This is a genomic window from Pseudomonas saudiphocaensis, assembly GCF_000756775.1.
Lineage (GTDB): Bacteria > Pseudomonadota > Gammaproteobacteria > Pseudomonadales > Pseudomonadaceae > Stutzerimonas > Stutzerimonas saudiphocaensis.
This window is the reverse complement of sequence record NZ_CCSF01000001.1, coordinates 3,397,261-3,413,970: the sequence shown is the minus strand read 5'-3', so window position 1 is coordinate 3,413,970 and position 16,710 is coordinate 3,397,261. Positions and strand designations below refer to the sequence as shown.

At 60.4% G+C, this 16,710-nt stretch carries 17 protein-coding genes; 10 read left to right on the top strand and 7 right to left on the bottom strand.

Annotated features, from left to right (window positions below; genetic code table 11):
• The first annotated feature begins 35 nt into the window (after positions 1 to 35).
• Entirely contained in the window at positions 36 to 203 is a 168-nt protein-coding gene (locus tag BN1079_RS17750; protein ID WP_171819308.1) for a hypothetical protein, read from the top strand.
• Positions 204 to 213: 10 nt separating this feature from the next.
• On the opposite strand, the gene moaE is transcribed toward BN1079_RS17750, so the two are convergent.
• The 4 genes from moaE to BN1079_RS15875 all read right to left on the bottom strand — a co-directional run bounded on the left by moaE (position 214) and on the right by BN1079_RS15875 (position 3,052).
• The gene (moaE, locus tag BN1079_RS15890) at positions 214 to 666 is read right to left on the bottom strand and encodes a molybdopterin synthase catalytic subunit MoaE (RefSeq protein ID WP_037026103.1); all 453 of its coding nucleotides are present in this window, start codon (positions 664 to 666) and stop codon (positions 214 to 216) included.
• Positions 667 to 668: 2 nt separating this feature from the next.
• Complete coding sequence (locus BN1079_RS15885; RefSeq protein WP_037026102.1) at positions 669 to 917, bottom strand: MoaD/ThiS family protein; 249 nt, start codon at positions 915 to 917, stop codon at positions 669 to 671.
• Positions 914 to 1,384: a cyclic pyranopterin monophosphate synthase MoaC gene (gene moaC, locus BN1079_RS15880; RefSeq protein ID WP_037026100.1), complete on the bottom strand. Its 471-nt coding sequence runs from the start codon at positions 1,382 to 1,384 to the stop codon at positions 914 to 916. Before moaC ends, BN1079_RS15885 begins: the two co-directional genes overlap by 4 nt.
• A 276-nt stretch (positions 1,385 to 1,660) precedes the next feature.
• Complete coding sequence (locus BN1079_RS15875; protein ID WP_037026098.1) at positions 1,661 to 3,052, bottom strand: PhoH family protein; 1,392 nt, start codon at positions 3,050 to 3,052, stop codon at positions 1,661 to 1,663.
• Between the two features lie 524 nt (positions 3,053 to 3,576).
• Between BN1079_RS15875 and yaaA the strand changes: the two genes are divergently transcribed.
• From yaaA to BN1079_RS15860, 3 genes are all read left to right on the top strand, one after another.
• A complete protein-coding gene (gene yaaA / locus BN1079_RS15870; protein WP_037026096.1) occupies positions 3,577 to 4,353 on the top strand; it encodes a peroxide stress protein YaaA in 777 nt (258 codons plus the stop codon).
• 252 nt (positions 4,354 to 4,605) lie between these two features.
• Entirely contained in the window at positions 4,606 to 6,051 is a 1,446-nt protein-coding gene (locus BN1079_RS15865) for a mannose-1-phosphate guanylyltransferase/mannose-6-phosphate isomerase (protein WP_037026094.1), read from the top strand.
• A gap of 218 nt (positions 6,052 to 6,269) precedes the next feature.
• A complete protein-coding gene (locus BN1079_RS15860) occupies positions 6,270 to 6,479 on the top strand; it encodes a hypothetical protein (RefSeq protein WP_037026093.1) in 210 nt (69 codons plus the stop codon).
• Positions 6,480 to 6,500: 21 nt separating this feature from the next.
• On the opposite strand, the gene BN1079_RS15855 is transcribed toward BN1079_RS15860, so the two are convergent.
• Together BN1079_RS15855 and purU are read right to left on the bottom strand one after the other, a co-directional pair.
• Positions 6,501 to 7,961, bottom strand: a complete 1,461-nt coding sequence (locus BN1079_RS15855; protein ID WP_037027017.1) for a helicase HerA-like domain-containing protein — start codon at positions 7,959 to 7,961, stop codon at positions 6,501 to 6,503.
• A gap of 81 nt (positions 7,962 to 8,042) precedes the next feature.
• A complete protein-coding gene (purU, locus tag BN1079_RS15850) occupies positions 8,043 to 8,894 on the bottom strand; it encodes a formyltetrahydrofolate deformylase (RefSeq protein WP_037026092.1) in 852 nt (283 codons plus the stop codon).
• A 396-nt stretch (positions 8,895 to 9,290) separates the two neighbouring features.
• Here purU and mvaT point away from each other — a divergent pair, with 396 nt between their 5' ends.
• Positions 9,291 to 9,665: a histone-like nucleoid-structuring protein MvaT gene (gene mvaT / locus BN1079_RS15845; RefSeq protein ID WP_037026090.1), complete on the top strand. Its 375-nt coding sequence runs from the start codon at positions 9,291 to 9,293 to the stop codon at positions 9,663 to 9,665.
• A gap of 108 nt (positions 9,666 to 9,773) precedes the next feature.
• Here the strand turns inward: mvaT and sbcB are convergent, their stop codons facing one another.
• The gene (gene sbcB, locus BN1079_RS15840; RefSeq protein ID WP_037027016.1) at positions 9,774 to 11,198 is read right to left on the bottom strand and encodes an exodeoxyribonuclease I; all 1,425 of its coding nucleotides are present in this window, start codon (positions 11,196 to 11,198) and stop codon (positions 9,774 to 9,776) included.
• A 165-nt stretch (positions 11,199 to 11,363) separates the two neighbouring features.
• Here sbcB and BN1079_RS15835 point away from each other — a divergent pair, with 165 nt between their 5' ends.
• The 5 genes from BN1079_RS15835 to BN1079_RS15815 are packed head-to-tail and all read left to right on the top strand — an operon-like array spanning position 11,364 to position 16,704.
• A complete protein-coding gene (locus BN1079_RS15835) occupies positions 11,364 to 12,068 on the top strand; it encodes an RDD family protein (RefSeq protein ID WP_037026088.1) in 705 nt (234 codons plus the stop codon).
• On the top strand, positions 12,065 to 13,042 hold the full coding sequence (locus BN1079_RS15830; protein WP_037026087.1) for a stage II sporulation protein M: 978 nt from the start codon (positions 12,065 to 12,067) through the stop codon (positions 13,040 to 13,042). The genes BN1079_RS15835 and BN1079_RS15830 overlap by 4 nt, the downstream gene beginning before the upstream one ends.
• Entirely contained in the window at positions 13,029 to 14,558 is a 1,530-nt protein-coding gene (locus BN1079_RS15825) for a DUF4129 domain-containing protein (protein ID WP_037026086.1), read from the top strand. Before BN1079_RS15830 ends, BN1079_RS15825 begins: the two co-directional genes overlap by 14 nt.
• Complete coding sequence (locus tag BN1079_RS15820; RefSeq protein ID WP_037026085.1) at positions 14,555 to 15,712, top strand: DUF4350 domain-containing protein; 1,158 nt, start codon at positions 14,555 to 14,557, stop codon at positions 15,710 to 15,712. Before BN1079_RS15825 ends, BN1079_RS15820 begins: the two co-directional genes overlap by 4 nt.
• A complete protein-coding gene (locus BN1079_RS15815) occupies positions 15,709 to 16,704 on the top strand; it encodes an AAA family ATPase (RefSeq protein WP_037026084.1) in 996 nt (331 codons plus the stop codon). Before BN1079_RS15820 ends, BN1079_RS15815 begins: the two co-directional genes overlap by 4 nt.
• The last annotated feature ends 6 nt before the right edge of the window (positions 16,705 to 16,710 follow it).

Genomic DNA, 16,710 nt, shown 5'->3' with positions numbered 1-16,710 from the left:
TAGTCCAGTGCATCGCTGGAAAACGGAGTGGTCCCATGCAGCATATTGATTGGCTGATCGTCCTGATCGGAACGGGCTTTGCTCTGTTGGGAATCGGCTTCAGCTATCGAGACAAGAACTGGGGCGTCGCCCTGATCGCCCTCGGCGTGTTGACGATGTTCTCGACCATCACCTTCAAGCTATACATCGCGTTCAATCACTGACCAGAGCGCCTCAATCGCTCCAGCGGCTAGCGGCGTTCTGATCGCTTTCGCGACCCTCGACCCAGCGCGGCCCCTGCTCTGTAGTTTCCTTCTTCCAGAACGGCGCGCGCGTTTTCAGGTAGTCCATGACGAAGCGACAGGCGTCGAAAGCTGCCTCGCGGTGCGCACTGGCTGCGCCGACGAAGACAATGGGCTCACCTGGCTCCAGTGCTCCGACCCGGTGCAGCACGTCCAGGCGCAGTAGCGGCCAACGCTGCTCTGCTTCTGCGACGATCTTCTCCAAGGCTCTCTCGGTCATGCCTGGCGCATGCTCGAGAAACATCCCGGCAACCTCCAGGCCGTCATTGAAATCTCGTACGTAGCCTACGAATCCGGCCACCGCGCCGATGCCCAGGTTGGCCGCATGCAAGGCATTAAGCTCCGCACCGGGGTCGAAGGCTTCATGCTGAACACGAACGCCCATGCTCAACCTCCAGTCACGGTGGGGAAGAAAGCCACTTCATCGCCGTCCTGCACGGGTTCATCGAGGCTGCACAGTTCCTGATTGCGCGCGCACATCAGGTTCTGCTCACCGAGCACCGCCCAGGCTTCACCTCGCGCCAAAAGGTGGCGGCGCACGTCATCGACACAGGTAAAGGACGCATCCCACGGCAACTGCTCGCCGTCACTGTCGAGGGCTTCTCTGTAACGCGCGTAAAACTGAATCGAAATCATGCCTGCACCTGCCAATCGCCACTCTTGCCGCCGCGCTTTTCCAGCAGCCGCACACCTTCAATGATCATGCCCTTGTCCACCGCCTTGCACATGTCGTAGATGGTCAGCGCAGCCACACTGGCAGCAGTCAGCGCTTCCATTTCCACTCCAGTCTGGCCGGCCAGCTTGCAGGTGGCTCGAATCAGCACAGCATCTGCGCCATCGGCCTGCAGCTCGACCTTGACGCTGGTCAGCAGCAATGGATGACAGAGCGGGATCAGATCATGGGTCTTCTTGGCTGCCTGGATGCCGGCGATGCGCGCCACGGCGAACACGTCGCCCTTGGGATGGCCGCCCTGTTCGATCATCTGCAGCGTCTGCGGCAACATCCGCACCCGCGCTTCGGCCACCGCCTCCCGCGCGGTTACAGCCTTGTCAGTAACGTCGACCATACTGGCGCGACCTTGGGAATCGAGGTGAGTAAGCATGAGAATCCTGCCGGGCCTGTATTAAGGACGGGCAGTTTAGCCCAGCTGCAGGCTGCTTTGCCCGCAAGGGCGGGATGGGTCCCGACGACCGATATAAAAGACCTGCCGACCAGATCCGCAGTCGACTGGAGCATTAACGGTTGCACTTCAGTACGAGCGGACTTGTCCGCGAACTCTCATGACTAAGCTGATCCGGCCATCTGCACGCCATGGGCGAACAAGTCCAACCCTGGCGCGCAGAGGCCACACGCAGCTCTCGGCAGATACCCCCTGCCTTTACATATTCGCCTCGGCATATTCGGCCAGCACCGAACGCGGGACGCCCTGCAGAGTCACGTGAACGCCGTGGGGAAAGTCCTTGAAGCGCTCGGTGAGATAGGTCAGCCCTGAGCTGGTGGCGGACAGGTAAGGCGTATCAATCTGCGCCAGGTTACCCAGGCAGACCACCTTGGAACCGGTACCCGCACGGGTGATGATGGTTTTCATCTGGTGCGGCGTAAGGTTCTGGCACTCATCGATCAGGATCAGGCTCTGCTGGAAGCTGCGCCCGCGGATATAGTTGAGCGATTTGAACTGCAACGGCACCTTTTGCAGGATGTAATCGACGCTGCCATGGGTATTCTCGTCATCCATGTGCAGCGCTTCGAGGTTGTCGGTGATCGCACCCAGCCACGGCTCCATCTTTTCCGCCTCGGTGCCGGGCAGGAAGCCGATGTCCTCATCCAGCCCCTGCACGCTGCGCGTCGCGATGATGCGGCGATAGCGTTTGCTGACCACCGTCTGCTCGATAGCGGCGGCCAGGGCCAGGATGGTCTTCCCCGAGCCAGCGGCGCCGGAAAGGTTGACTAAATGGATATCCGGATCGAGTAGCGCGAAGAGCGCCAGCGCCTGATGGATGTCACGCGGACGCAGCCCCCAGGCTTCCTGATGCATCAGTGGCTCCTGATGCATGTCCAGCAGCAGGAGCTCGTCGTCCTCGATGCCCTTGATCCAGCCGACAAAGCCTTGCTCATCCAGGATGAACTCGTTGAGGTGCACCGCTGGCAAATTGTCGATCAGCTGCACTCGGTGCCAGGTGCGACCGTGCCCCTGCTGGGTTTCCACCTTGCTGACGCGGTCCCAGAAGGCGCCGCTGAGGCTGTGATAGCCGCGCGACAACTGGCCGACGTCATCGACCAGCTTGTCGGTCTGGTAATCCTCGGAGGCCACACCACAGGCGCGGGCTTTCAGACGCATATTAATGTCGTTAGTGACCAGCACCACCGGGACACCGCCGCTGCGCTGCTGCAGCTCGACCACCTGATTGATGATCTTGTTGTCGTTGAGGTCTTCGGGAAGGCCCTTGCAGTCGGCGCCCTTGCTCATAAGGATCGACAGGCTGCCGCAAAATTCCCCCGTTGCCTCTCGCTTGATCGGCACCCCAAGCTCAACCTGCTCGGGCGTTGCGTTGCCCAACACCTTGTCGATCAGGCGAATCACCTGCCGGCATTCGGCGGCCACGCTGTGCTTGCCGCTTTTGAGCTTGTCCAGCTCCTCCAGCACGGTCATGGGAATGGCAACCTGGTGCTCTTCGAAGTTCAGCAATGCGTTGGGGTCGTGGAGCAGGACGTTGGTGTCCAGAACGTAGAGAGTGGGCTGAGTAGCGCGGGGTCTACCGTAGTCATCCATTCGCGGTCACCTTTTCCGTAGAACCGGTCGACGGAGCGTCTGAGCGCACCGCCATGAGGAACCTCCGATTGCGAGGGCAGCAGACGCGGGTAGCAGGGGCCTGGGGCCACCCAGCGGCCGCCACCTGTTTGCAGGGTTCGGCGGTCTGTTACAGGTAATACCGCAAAAAAGATGACAGGAAAAAGACTTTTCCGATTTGCGGAGGCTTTTTTCTCAACTGGACGGACAGCCCTTGGCGACCGCAGCGAGGCAAGCTAGTCTCAGCAGTCAGCCTGTGCGCTTTTGCCACAGTAACTGCTCCCGCCGTCACTTGAACCAGCCATCCCCGCACCCACCAGCAAATCGTCAGCGCTCACCGCCAGCAATGCTGTGCGGGGTAGCCGTCCGCAGCTCGGTTTTCCCACGCGGTCGAAGGGCAGCGCCAAGGCGAACGAGCGTCCCCTACAAAAGATCAATCGACCCCATAGCTGGAGCCCGGGGCGGCATAACGCCTAGAATCACTTCATATCAAAGGAGATTTTCAGATGCTGATGGTGATTTCACCGGCCAAGACCCTCGACTACGACACCCCTCCGGCAACCGAACGCTTTACCCAACCCCAGCACCTCGACCAGGCACAAGAGCTGATCACGATTCTGCGCGACTTTTCTCCGCAGCAGATCGGCAAGCTTATGAAGCTATCGGACAAGCTCGCGGCGCTGAACGTGGCCCGCTACGGCAGCTGGACGCCCCGTTTTACCCCGGAAAATGCCAAGCAGGCGCTGCTGGCCTTCAAGGGTGACGTCTACACAGGGCTGAATGCCGAGGACTTCTCAGAGCAGGACTTTGACTTCGCACAGCGCCACCTGCGCATGCTTTCCGGACTCTACGGCTTGCTCCGCCCGCTGGATCTGATGCAGCCCTACCGTCTGGAAATGGGCACGAAGCTGGAGAACCCTCGCGGCAAGGACCTCTACGCATTCTGGGGCGAGCGCATCAGCCGCTGGCTCAACGAAGCTCTGGCCGAACAGGGCGATGACGTGCTGCTCAACCTGGCCTCGAATGAATACTTCGGCGCCGTCAAACGCAAGGAGCTGAAGGCGCGAGTCATCAACGTCGACTTCAAGGACATGAAGAACGGCCAGTACAAGATCATCAGCTTCTACGCCAAGAAAGCCCGCGGGCTGATGGCGCGCTACGTCATCCGCGAACGCATCGACAATCCCGAGCAGCTGAAAGCTTTCGACAGCGAAGGCTACCGCTATAGCGCCGAGGACTCCTCGCCCGATCACCTGGTATTCCTGCGCGACGCACAAGCCTGACCCCGAGCCATTCGCGGCTGGCCCTCCAGTCGCGAAGCACCTCCCGCCCTGCCCTCCGCGATTTCCTGCCCCGTTCCGCCCTGCCAGCCCTTGCAAAGAGCCCTCCGATCAGCGGTAGCCCGGCCGGGAACTTACCCGAGCCAGCCACAATCATAAGCCCGTATCGGCGGTGCCTGGTGCACTCGGCAATCAGCCGCACGCCCAAATGGAACAAGAAGTACCCACCCTTCTCAACGATTCAGGAGATACACCATGATTCCGGTCATCCTCTCTGGCGGCAGCGGCTCCCGGCTCTGGCCACTCTCACGCAAACTGTTTCCCAAGCAGTTTCTAGCCCTCACCAGTGAGCAGACCCTGTTCCAGCAGACCATTGAGCGACTCGCTTTTGAAGGCATGCAGCCGCCGCTGCTGGTGTGCAACCAGGAGCACCGTTTTATCGTCAAGGAGCAACTGGCTGCCCGCAAGCTGAGCATCCAGAGTCTGATTCTAGAGCCCTTCGGGCGTAATACTGCACCGGCCATTGCCCTGGCTGCGATGAAGCTGGTCGACGACGGCCGCGACGAGCTGCTGCTGGTCCTGCCGGCAGACCATGTCATCAAGGATCAGAAAGCCTTCCAGCGTTCACTGGCGCTGGCCACCAACGCTGCCGAAAACGGCGAAATGGTCCTGTTCGGCATTCCCGCCACCAGTCCTGAAACCGGCTACGGCTACATCAAGTGCGACCTGACCGAACGCAACGGCCTGCCCGAAGGCATCAGCCGCGTTACCCGTTTCGTGGAAAAGCCCGACGAAGTCAGCGCCCAGCAATACGTCGACTCTGGCGACTACTACTGGAACAGCGGCATGTTCCTGTTCCGCGCCAGCGTGTTCCTTGAAGAGCTGAAAAAGCACGATCCCGATATTTACGACACCTGCAAGCTGGCGCTGGAGCGCAGTGTGCATACCGGCGACGAAGTGCAGATCGATCCGGCGACTTTCGCCTGCTGCCCGGACAACTCCATCGACTATGCCGTGATGGAAAAAACCGAGCTGGCCTGCGTGGTGCCGATGTCCGCCGAGTGGAGCGATGTTGGCTCATGGTCTTCGATCTGGGAGGTTCTGGAGAAAGACGAAAACGGCAACGTCATCCGCGGCGACGTGATTGCCGAAGACAGCCGCAACTGCCTGGTGCACGGCAACGGCAAGCTGGTAACCGTTCTGGGTCTGGACGACATCGTCGTGGTGGAAACCAAAGACGCCATGATGGTCGCCCACAAGGACAAGGTTCAGGACGTCAAGAAGCTGGTCTCCCGGCTGGATGACAAAAACCGCACGGAAACCCGTAATCACTGTGCGGTCTATCGCCCTTGGGGCTGGTATGACTCCGTGGATATGGGTGGTCGCTTCCAGGTCAAGCGCATCTGCGTAAACCCCGGTGCGGCGCTGTCGCTACAGATGCACCACCACCGCGCCGAACACTGGATCGTGGTCTCCGGCACCGCTCAGGTCACCTGCAACGACAAGACCTTCCTGCTCACCGAAAACCAGTCGACTTACATCCCGGTGACATCCGTCCACCGCCTCGCCAACCCGGGCAAGATCCCGCTGGAAATCATCGAGGTGCAGTCAGGCAGTTATCTTGGTGAAGACGACATCGAGCGTCTGGAAGATGTCTACGGCCGCGCCCACGAAGACAAGGCGAAACAGTCCGTACGCTGATAGCTCGAGCCCCAAAAAGAACCGCGCCCTGAGCGCGGTTCTTTTTTATCTGGAATGCAAAGGAACTCGCAAGGCAATGGAGTTGCCATAGCACTGGCTTGCAATCGCGCCAATCACCCCCATCTAATAGAAGACACTGCACTGCGCCCGCACACGAATGTAGGCGTAACAGCAGCTGTTTCTACCTACGTGCATATACAACAAGGAACAATCATTAAGTGACAAAAGAGGAACTACGCGCCGAGCTGGAACGACAGGCCAGTCGCTTTCAGAATATTTACGGCGGAGAAATAATTACTTACGCAGCGCAACCTGAACCCGAACGCAAACCCTGGCGTAAAAAGCCCACCATTCAAGATCAGGCGTTCGAAGCTGAGCTGCAAAAGATGGAAAAGGACCTGGCGCAACAAGCATCCCGCTCAGAGTAAGTTGACTGGCGGGCGATCGCCTCAGCGTTTATTGCCGAGCAAAGAACCCATCAACCCTCGTGCCAGCTGCCTGCCAAGCTGGCTTGCAGCCTGACGTATGGCGCTCTTGAACGCGCGACCAGCCAGATCACCGAGCATATCGCTATCCTTGCTGCTGGCTTTTCGCGTCTTCGGCACTTCAGGTTCGGCAGCCTGTTTGGCACGCTCAAGCAAGATTTCGTAGGCCGACTCGCGGTCGAAGGCTTTGTCGTAACGTCCTCGCAGGGCAGAGCGCGCAATCAATTCGTGTCGGGTCTGCTCATCGAGCGGACCAATCTGCGATTGCGGCGGTGCGATTGCCACGCGCTGCACCATGGCGGGTGTACCGTTGTCTTCCAGGCCACCGACCAGTGCCTCGCCGATACCCAGATCGACCAGAGTCTCCAGCGTGGAAAATTCAGGATTGGCGCGAAAGCCGTCCGCCACTGCGCGCAGGGCCTTCTGCTCCTTGACTGTATAAGCCCGCAGGCCATGCTGAATGCGCAGCCCCAGCTGAGCCAGGACTTCGTCCGGCAGATCCGAAGGCGATTGGGTGACGAAGTAGACGCCGACGCCCTTGGAGCGGATCAGCCGGACAACCTGCGTCAGTCGCTCCTGCAGAGCCCGCGGCGTACCGCGAAACAGCAGATGAGCCTCGTCGAAGAACAGCGCCAGCAGTGGTCGATCCGCGTCGCCACGCTCGGGTAGTTGCTCGAACAGCTCGGCCAGCAGCCAGAGCAGGAAGGTCGCGTAAACCTTGGGCGCCTCATGTACCAGCTGACTGGCATCCAGCAGGTGAATCTGCCCGCGTTCACCGTGCTTTTGCAGCAGGTCTTCGATAGCCAATGCCGGCTCACCGAACAGAGCTTCGGCACCCTGCTGCTCCAGGGTCGCGAGGCGCCGCAACAGCGCCTGAGCCGATGCACCGGTCAGCAACGCAGCGTCCTCGCCGAGCACGTCGGGATTTTGCCTCAGGTGACTGAGCAGCGCCTTCAGATCCTTGATGTCCAGCAACAACAAGGCCTCTCGGTCAGCGATCTTGAAAGCCGCATAAAGCGCCGCCTGCTGGCTATCGGTCAGCTCCAGGAGGTTGCCCAGCAGCAGCGGCCCCATTTCGGTCAGCGTGGTGCGCAGCGGATGCCCGCTTCGGCCCTGTATGTCCCACAGGGTGAGCGGACAGGCGCGCGGCTGATAGTCGAGCCAGGGCATGCTGGCGATACGCTCGGCGATCTTGCCCTTGGGTGCTGCTGGTGCCCCAAGGCCGCTGAGGTCGCCCTTGATATCCACCGCGAACACCGCAACGCCGGCGTCGCTGAACTGCTCGGCCAGGCGCTGCAGCGTAACCGTCTTGCCGGTACCCGTAGCGCCGGCAATCAGCCCATGGCGGTTGGCCAGACGCCATGAATGAGTGTTGGCAGCGCCTGTCGCGTCCGCACCCAGTACCAGGCAATCGCTGTATGACATTTCGGCCTCCGACATGCCGCGGCGCACCGGTTGTGGATCAACCGGTTTCCAATGGAACTACCCTAGCCCGCCGGTTGCCGATCAGTTGAAGACCAGCGTCTTGTTGCTGTGAACCAGCACCCGGTCCTGCAAGTGATAGCGCAGACCACGCGATAGCACCATCTTTTCCACATCTTTGCCCAGCCGCACCATGTCTTCGATGCTGTCACGGTGGCTGACGCGTACCACGTCCTGCTCGATGATGGGGCCGGCGTCCAGCTCCTCGGTGACGTAATGGCAGGTGGCACCGATCAGCTTCACACCACGCAGTGAGGCCTGGTGGTAGGGCTTGGCGCCGACGAACGACGGCAGGAAGCTATGGTGGATGTTGATCACGCGCTCAGCGAACTCCTCACAGAGCTCGGACGGCAGAATCTGCATATAGCGCGCCAGCACAATGACATCGGCGTGCTGCTCGCGAACCAGCCGTGCGACTTCGGCAAAAGCCTCGTCTTTGCGACCCGGCTCGACCGGCACATGGAAATAGGGAATGCCATGCCATTCGACCATGCTGCGCAGGTCGTTGTGATTGGAGATCACGCACGGAATGTCGCAGTCCAGCTCACCGCTGTGCCAGCGGTGCAGCAAGTCGGCCAGACAGTGGGATTCGCGGCTGGCCATCAAGACCACGCGCTTGCGCTCTTGCGAGTCGGTGATGCGCCATTCCATCGAGAACTCCCTGGCGATGGGCGCAAACGCCTGGCGGAAGCCGTCCAGATCAAAGGGCAGTGAGTCCGCGCGGATCTCATGGCGCATGAAGAACCAGCCACTCTGATGATCGGAGTGATGGTTGGCTTCGGTAATCCAGCCGTTGTAGGTCGCCAGAAAATTACTGACTTTGGCAACGATACCGACACCGTCGGGGCAGGCAATGACCAGCCTGAATGTGCGCATTGAAAAGAACTCCGGCTTGCAAAAAAAGACGCGCCATTCTATCCCAGCCGGGAAAAACACAACCAGTTGATTGGTAGAGCAAATACCTTGAGAGGCGTGCCGGCTCGCCTTTGAATGGGCATGACGCTTGAGCTCGCTCGACCAACACCTGAAAGCACGATGGCCGTTTAAACCCAGAGTAATGCCAGCTGCGTACGCCAAGCCTCACTTGGTGACTTAACAGCTCCGGAAAGATGGCTAATGCGTGGTAGCTGAAACAAATCGGGGAATAGTCTGACCACCGGCGCCTTAACTAATAAAAATGCTTACTCTTTAAATCAGCACTATATTTACTTGTGCAATGCAGCTGTCTATGATTGCCAACACTTGCGTTCATACCTATACCAAGGAAGTGACATGTCGCTCATCAATGAATACCGCGCCACCGAAGAAGCCATCAAGGAACTTCAGGAGCGTCTGAAGTCTCTTTCCGCAGACGACAAGCTGAAAAAGGAGCTTGAGTTCGAAGGCAAACTGCGTGAACTCATGGGCGAATACCAGAAGTCGCTACGCGACATTATCGCCCTGCTTGATCCTGATGCCCGCAACATCAAGACACAACGTCTGAGCCGCGCTCCAGCTGCCAAGCGTGCCCGTCGCGTTAAACAATACAAGAACCCGCACAACGGCGATGTGATTGAAACCAAAGGCGGCAACCACAAGACTCTCAAAGAGTGGAAAGCCAAATGGGGTTCCGAGGAAGTTGAAAGCTGGGCCACCCTGCTGGACTAAATCCTCTCGCATCACCGAAAGCCATCTGACGCAAACCTTGCATCAGATGGCTTTTTTGTTTGCCCCCTTAGAATCTCGCTAAAGAACGCATGCTAAGGCTGCCAGGCCTCAATTGCTTTGTATGTAGCGCTCACGAAGCCCCTGCGCATGCGCGGCCCACTGACGTAAAAGCTCGGTCTGTGCAGGGCTGGCCGTTTTCAACATCTCCTGCACGCCTGTGTCGAACTGCTCCAGCGTATTAGGAGCGCCGTATTCAGGATCGCTGAGCCGTTTGGCGCAAAATGCTTTCCACCGCGCCTTTTCCGCCTCTGAAAGGTACTCGGGGAAATTGCGCGCCCGGTAACGGGAATAAAGCTCCGGCAGGCGCTCGTCATCAAAAGCAAACATTTCATGGGATGACGCCATATTCCGTACCTGGTCGCATAGCCGGCGGTCCCGATCACCAAGGAAACCGGCATAGAGTTGCTGTTCCGGGTCAGTCGTATCCTCGAATGATTCTTCCTGATAGATAACAGCCAGCTTTTCCTGCCACTGCGCTCGACAACCCTGGAGTGTCCGAGCACTGGCGTTACAAGAATCCATATCAAGCCCCAGCCGTTCGATATCGGTTTCCCGCAAAACCTTTACTGGCGCAAGTACCGGGCAACGATTGACTTGTACAAGTTTCAACGGGACCGGAAGTTTTCCATCCAGATCTTCCCGGCGCGTATATAACCGCTCGCGCAGCTCCTCGGCGGGTGTATCCCACAAAGGTGAGCAATCGGCATTCAAGTCGCACACAATCAGTGCATTGCGATTGCGCGGATGCCAGGCCAACGGCAATACCACTGATAGATAATGACGCTCCGCCGAAAAACGGCCGGAAACATGTACCAGTGGTTTGAGCAGTTCAATCTGTTCTATTACCGCGTGCTTGCGGCGTAACCGGTATAGATAGTCGTAGAGTTTTGGCTGGCGCTCACGTATCAACCGGGCCAGGGCGATGGTGGCCCGCACATCGGAGAGTGCGTCGTGGGCCTGCAGATGTTCCAGCCCGTTGGCCTGACTCAGGCGTTCGAGCTTGAGCGTGACGCGCCCCTCTTCCTGCGGCCAGACTATCCCTTCCGGACGCAGTGCATAGGCAGTACGCACCAAATCAATAAGGTCCCAGCGGCTATTACCGCCTTGCCATTCACGGGCATAGGGATCGAAGAAGTTTCGGTACAGGCTGTGCCGCAGCACTTCGTCATCGAAACGCAAACTGTTGTAGCCGGCCCCGCAAGTGGCTGGCAGGGACAGTTCGCGATGCAGTCGCTCAATGAACTCGGCTTCGTACAACCCCTTTTCGGCCAGAACTGCCGGCGTAATGCCCGTAACCAGGCACGCCGCCGGGTGCGGCAGAATGTCGTCAGCCGGCCGGCAATAGATATTCAGCGGCTCGCCAATCTCCTCCAGCGCCTCATTGGTGCGTATACCCGCAACCTGAAGAGGGCGGTCTCGGCGTGTGGAGATGCCGGTTGTTTCGAAGTCGTACCAGAAGATGCTGGCTGTCACGGCGGATTCCTTCAAATTGCGGGGCGACGCGCATACGTCCGAGCGCATCGCGGCATTGTGCCCAAAATTGCCTGCCAGGTTCTGGTCGAACGCCGCATTCAATGCTTTCATGCGCGATTGCGAGCCGGAACAGGCCGCATTCAGTCATCTGTTTGGACACACTCATTGCCTTCCTCCAGCACCTCAGCGCTACTGGACAACAGCCACCGGATCAAAACGCCGGAAGGTATCGATTTGCAGCTACGCCCTGCTGGGCTGGTACCGCGTGCGCTGGCCTTTGCCGTGGACCTGCTGATTCGCGCGGTCCTGTTGCTGGTATTGGGGTTTGGTCTGGGGCTGCTGGGTCAGTTCGGACTGGGCAGCGGTGCGTTGCTGCTGTTCCTGGTGCAGTGGTGCTACATGGTGTTGTTCGAGGTTTTCAACCAGGGCCGAACGCCGGGCAAGCGTTGGCTGGGACTCAAGGTCGTCCACGACGACGGCACCCCGGTCGGCTGGGCCTCCTCGCTGACACGAAACCTGCTGCGCTTCGTCGATATTCTGCCGTTCGGTTATTTTCTGGGCGCCTTGTGCTGCCTGTGGAACCCGTCATTCAAGCGACTGGGCGATCTTGCCGGCGGGACCTTGGTAATTTATGACACACGCGCATCACAGCCGCAGCACCTACCCCAGGCCGAGCCTGATCCGGCGCCGTTCGCCCTGAAACTGGAAGAGCAACGCGCGTTGATCGCCTTCGCCGAACGCCAGGCCGCTCTTTCGCCTGAGCGCCGTCAGGAGCTGGCCGCGATCCTCGCGGAACCACTGCAGGTCTCGCCAGAACAAGCACCGGCACGTCTCAACGGGATCGCCCGCAGCCTGATAGGACCGGCATGAAGCAGAGCCACTTCGAAGCCCGCCATCAGGCCGAATGGCGCGCATTCAGCGAGAGTCTCGAGGCCCTCGAAAAGGGCCGTAAGACGACCTCCGGCATCAGCGACTTTCCGGCTGCATATCGACGCCTCTGCCAGCACCTGGCGCTGGCCCGCTCTCGGGGTTACAGCAGCCATTCGGTCGACTACCTCGAACATTTGGCCCAGCGTGGCCACCAGCAACTGTATCGCCACCGCAGCCCACTGGCCGGTCGCTTGCTGGGCTTTGTGCTGGGCGGTTTCCCTAGGCTGGTACTCGAAGAATGGCGTTATGTTGTTGCCGCCAGTCTGCTGTTCTTGAGCCTACTGGGCATGGCTGCCCTCGTATTAGCTTTCCCCGAACTCATCTATAGCCTGGTCAGTACAACCCAGGTCGAACAGATGGAAGCCATGTACGACCCTGCGGCCCGGCGCCTGGGCGAGTTCGGCACCCGCGGCTCCGGCGACGACTGGGTGATGTTCGGCTATTACGTAATGAACAATATCGGCATCGCCTTCCAGACCTTCGCCGGTGGCCTGCTGTTCGGCTTAGGCACCCTGTTCTACCTGCTGTTCAACGGCCTGATGATCGGCGCAATTGCCGGTCATCTCACCGGCATTGGCTATCACCAACCGTTCTGGTCATTCGTAATCGGCCACGGCGCCTTCGAGCTGACCGCGATTACCCTGGCCGGTGCCGCCGGGCTGAAAATGGGGGCAGCACTTATCGCACCGGGGCGTTTCACCCGGGGCGAAGCTTTGCGGATTGCCGCCAGTCGCGCCGTGCGCCTGATCGCCGGGGCTACGCTGATGCTGCTGATCGCTGCCTTCGTCGAAGCCTACTGGTCATCCATGACCTTCACTTCGCCACAAGTCAAATATGCTGTGGGGGCGCTGCTGTGGCTGCTGGTCGGCTTGTATTTCACTGTCTGCGGTAGGGGCCGGCATGCACCTGAATGATGCCAGCGTGGCCATCCGTCCGCGCAGTGCCTGGGAAGCACTGGATCTCGGCACCCTGTTGGCCCGCCGCCATGGCAGCCTGCTGATGCTCACCTGGGCCCTGCTGACGCTGCCGGTTTTCGCCCTGCTGAGCCTGGTCTTCTGGCAGTACCCGAGCCTCGCGCTATTGCTGTTCTGGTGGCTCAAGCCGCTCTACGAGCGCTTGCCGCTGTTCATTCTCTCGCGGGCACTGTTCGGCCATACCCCCAGCGTGGGCGAAAGCCTGCGTGCATTGCCCGGCCTGCTGCGCCAGCAGTGGCTGGCCAGCCTGACCTGGCGCCGCCTGAGCCTTACCCGCAGTTTTGACCTGCCGGTGCTGCAGCTTGAGCAACTGTCCGGCTCCGATCGCAATCAACGGCTGATAGTGCTGGGGCAGCGCAACACCGGCGTGGCTACCTGGCTGACTATCGTCGGCATGCATCTGGAGCTCGCCTTATGGCTGGGCGCACTGGCGCTACTCTATCTGCTGATCCCCGCCGAGCTCCTCAGCGAGTTGAAGTGGCAGGAACTTCTCTACGCCAGCGACGAGCTGCTCTGGCTGGAACACTTGTCCAACCTGCTCTACGCGCTGGTACTGATGGTCTGGGAGCCGATCTACGTCGCCAGTGGCTTCAGCCTCTATCTGAACCGCCGCACCCAGCTGGAAGCCTGGGACCTGGAGCTGAGTTTTCGCCGGCTGCGCGAACGCCTGCAAAGCTTGCTGCCGGTCCTGCTGTTGGGGGCCGGGCTGCTGCTCGTTTCACCAGTGCAAACTGCCTGGGCCGAAACCTCCGGGCCTGAGCACGAGCGCCTGCTGAACCAGCCACTGACCAGCGAAGAAGCCAGTACGGCGATCGCCGAGCTGCTGAATCAGCCCCCGTTCAAAAACGATGAAACGGTCACACGCTGGCGCTTCGGCGAAGCGCAGGCCGATGAGGAACCCGGTTGGCTGGCGCGCTTGCTCGAGCAGCTGGCGGGGATCAACAACCTTTGGAGTGCGCTGGATCACCTCGTCAATGCCCTCGAAGTTCTGCTCTGGGCGTGCCTCTTTGGCCTGATCGGCCTGGTGCTCTGGCGTTACCGCGAATGGATCAGTTTGCACGTGGGCCGCTTGGGCAATGCACCCATCGTCCGCCGGGACGCCCCTGAACTGCTGTTCGGCCTGGAGATGGTGCCTGAAAGCCTGCCGGCGGATGTGCTTGGCGAAGTGAACAGGCTTTGGCCTAGTGAACCGCGCGCGGCCCTGGGCCTGCTTTATAGGGCATTCCTCAGCCGCCTGCTGCATGAACAGAGACTGCCGCTGCGCGATGCACACACCGAAGGCGAGATCCTGCGGCTGGTGCGCGGCACAGGCCAGGCAGAGCTCAGCCGCTTCGCCGAGAACCTGACCGGTCATTGGCTTAACCTTGCTTATGGCCACCGCCTGCCAACCGATGCAGCAAGGCATGAGCTGTGCTGCCAGTGGCGCGAGCTGTTCGAGCCGCGGGTGAGCCCATGAAGCGCCACCATCTGCTCTTTCTGCTAGCAGCAGTCCTGGGCGCCCTGCTGCTGTTCGCCGGCAGCAAGCTGCAGCCGTATGACGAAGTGCTGGAGCACGGACCATCGCCCGAGGCGCAGCGCGACCCCTATCTCGCCGCAAGGCTGTTTCTCTCATCCCAGGGGCGCGACGTTCACCACGATGAGACCCTTGCCGGCATTTTCGGCACGGAACCTGGTAGCCAGGTCCTGCTGCTTCTGGCTCAGCGCGAGATGATGACCGCACAGCAGGTCCAAAACCTGCTGGACTGGACCGCCCGGGGAGGACATCTGATTTTTGTCGCCGAACAGCTCTGGGATGAGCAGAACAAGGCCAGTGGCGACCTGCTGCTCGATGTACTGAATCTGCAGCAGTACGAAGTTGGCGAGGAGGATAAAGCTGACGTGCCTGCTACCGCAGCTGAAACCAACCCGCAACTGACACGCCTGTATCTGGAAAATGAAGAAGCGCCGGCTTATATGGCCTTCGACACGCGCTTTCATCTTTACGATGCCGGCAGCAAGGCCCATGCCTGGGCCAACAGCCCCGGCGCCACGCACATGCTGCAGCTGCGCCACGGCGCTGGTCTGGTCACTGCGCTCACTGATAGCTGGATCTGGCAAAACGGCAATATCGGCCGATACGACCACGCCTGGCTGCTTTGGTACCTCACCCAGGATCGCGCCGTCACCCTGGTGCATGCCACTGAGCACGCAAACCTGCTGCAGCTGTTGCTGCGCCACTTCCCCGAGACGCTGGCCGCGCTGGTATTGACTCTGCTGCTGGGAGCCTGGCACTTCGCCCAGCGTCACGGCCCTCTGCAGCAGCCCGCTGCGCGCGGCCGACGCCAGTTACAGGAACATCTGCGCGGCAGTGCCGACTTCCTCTATCGCCACGCTGGCCAGCAGCACCTGCTGAGCAGACTACAGGAAGACATCCGCTGTCAGGCTCGCAGGCGTCACGCCGCATTCGACAGCCTGCCCTACGCCGAACAGTGCCGGCTGCTGCAGACCCTCAGCCGTCTGCCGGCAAAGGATGTGGAGCAGGCGCTGCGCCCGATACGGGAAACACGCCTCAGCGCCGCCGAATTCACCCGCCAGGTCTCGCACCTGCAAAGCCTCAGGAATGCCCTATGAACGATGCGCCCAGTGAATCCACTCAAGTCGAAATCCAGCGCCAGCGCGCCAGCCAGCTGGCCCAGGCGCTGCGCCAGGAATTGCACAAGGCGGTCATCGGCCAACAGGAGATCGTCGACGGCGTGCTGACCGCGCTGATCGCCGGCGGCCATGTGCTGGTCGAAGGCGTACCGGGGCTGGGCAAAACCCTGTTGGTACGCGCGCTGGCGCGTTGTTTTGGCGGCGAGTTCTCGCGTATCCAATTCACGCCTGACCTGATGCCCAGCGATATCACCGGCCACGCGGTTTACGATCTCGCCAGCGAGCAATTCAGGCTGCGCAAGGGCCCTGTATTTACCAACCTGCTGCTGGCCGATGAAATCAACCGCGCCCCTGCGAAAACCCAGGCCGCGCTGCTGGAAGTCATGCAGGAGCGCCAGGTCACGCTGGAAGGTCGCGCTCTCGCCGCGCCGCAGCCCTTTATGGTGATGGCCACGCAGAACCCCATCGAACAGGAGGGCACCTACCCGCTGCCCGAAGCCGAGCTTGACCGTTTCATGCTGATGCTGCGTATGGACTATCCCAAGGCTGACGAAGAGCTGGAACTGGTTCGCCAGGTCACCCGTTCGACGCGCACCGACATCCTCGATGTCAGCGGGCTGCGTGTGCTGCTGCAAGCCAGGGACGTCCAGGCGCTACAGAAGATCGCCAGCGACATGCCCCTCGATGAGCAGGTGCTCGGCTACGCCGTGCGCCTGGCCCGCTCTACACGCAACTGGCCCGGCCTGACATTGGGTGCCGGGCCCCGTGCGTCCATTGCCCTGGTGCGCTGCGCACGTGCTCGGGCGTTATTGCGCGGTGGTGAGTTCGTCACGCCGGATGACGTCAAGGACTGCGCACTGGCCGTGCTGCGGCACCGTGTGCGTCTCGCGCCAGAGTCGGAGATGGATGGAGTTTCGGTGGATCAGCTGCTGCTGCAACTGCTTGATCAGATCACGGCACCGCGTCTTTGATTCGCC

Bases quoted from the DNA above. Each gene is read 5' to 3' on its own strand.
- BN1079_RS17750 (WP_171819308.1), top strand. From the start codon at position 36: ATGCAGCATATTGATTGGCTGATCGTCCTGATCGGAACGGGCTTTGCT.
- moaE (WP_037026103.1), bottom strand. From the start codon at position 666: ATGGGCGTTCGTGTTCAGCATGAAGCCTTCGACCCCGGTGCGGAGCTT.
- BN1079_RS15885 (WP_037026102.1), bottom strand. From the start codon at position 917: ATGATTTCGATTCAGTTTTACGCGCGTTACAGAGAAGCCCTCGACAGT.
- moaC (WP_037026100.1), bottom strand. From the start codon at position 1,384: ATGCTTACTCACCTCGATTCCCAAGGTCGCGCCAGTATGGTCGACGTT.
- BN1079_RS15875 (WP_037026098.1), bottom strand. From the start codon at position 3,052: ATGGATGACTACGGTAGACCCCGCGCTACTCAGCCCACTCTCTACGTT.
- yaaA (WP_037026096.1), top strand. From the start codon at position 3,577: ATGCTGATGGTGATTTCACCGGCCAAGACCCTCGACTACGACACCCCT.
- BN1079_RS15865 (WP_037026094.1), top strand. From the start codon at position 4,606: ATGATTCCGGTCATCCTCTCTGGCGGCAGCGGCTCCCGGCTCTGGCCA.
- BN1079_RS15855 (WP_037027017.1), bottom strand. From the start codon at position 7,961: ATGTCATACAGCGATTGCCTGGTACTGGGTGCGGACGCGACAGGCGCT.
- purU (WP_037026092.1), bottom strand. From the start codon at position 8,894: ATGCGCACATTCAGGCTGGTCATTGCCTGCCCCGACGGTGTCGGTATC.
- mvaT (WP_037026090.1), top strand. From the start codon at position 9,291: ATGTCGCTCATCAATGAATACCGCGCCACCGAAGAAGCCATCAAGGAA.
- BN1079_RS15830 (WP_037026087.1), top strand. From the start codon at position 12,065: ATGAAGCAGAGCCACTTCGAAGCCCGCCATCAGGCCGAATGGCGCGCA.
- BN1079_RS15825 (WP_037026086.1), top strand. From the start codon at position 13,029: ATGCACCTGAATGATGCCAGCGTGGCCATCCGTCCGCGCAGTGCCTGG.
- BN1079_RS15820 (WP_037026085.1), top strand. From the start codon at position 14,555: ATGAAGCGCCACCATCTGCTCTTTCTGCTAGCAGCAGTCCTGGGCGCC.
- BN1079_RS15815 (WP_037026084.1), top strand. From the start codon at position 15,709: ATGAACGATGCGCCCAGTGAATCCACTCAAGTCGAAATCCAGCGCCAG.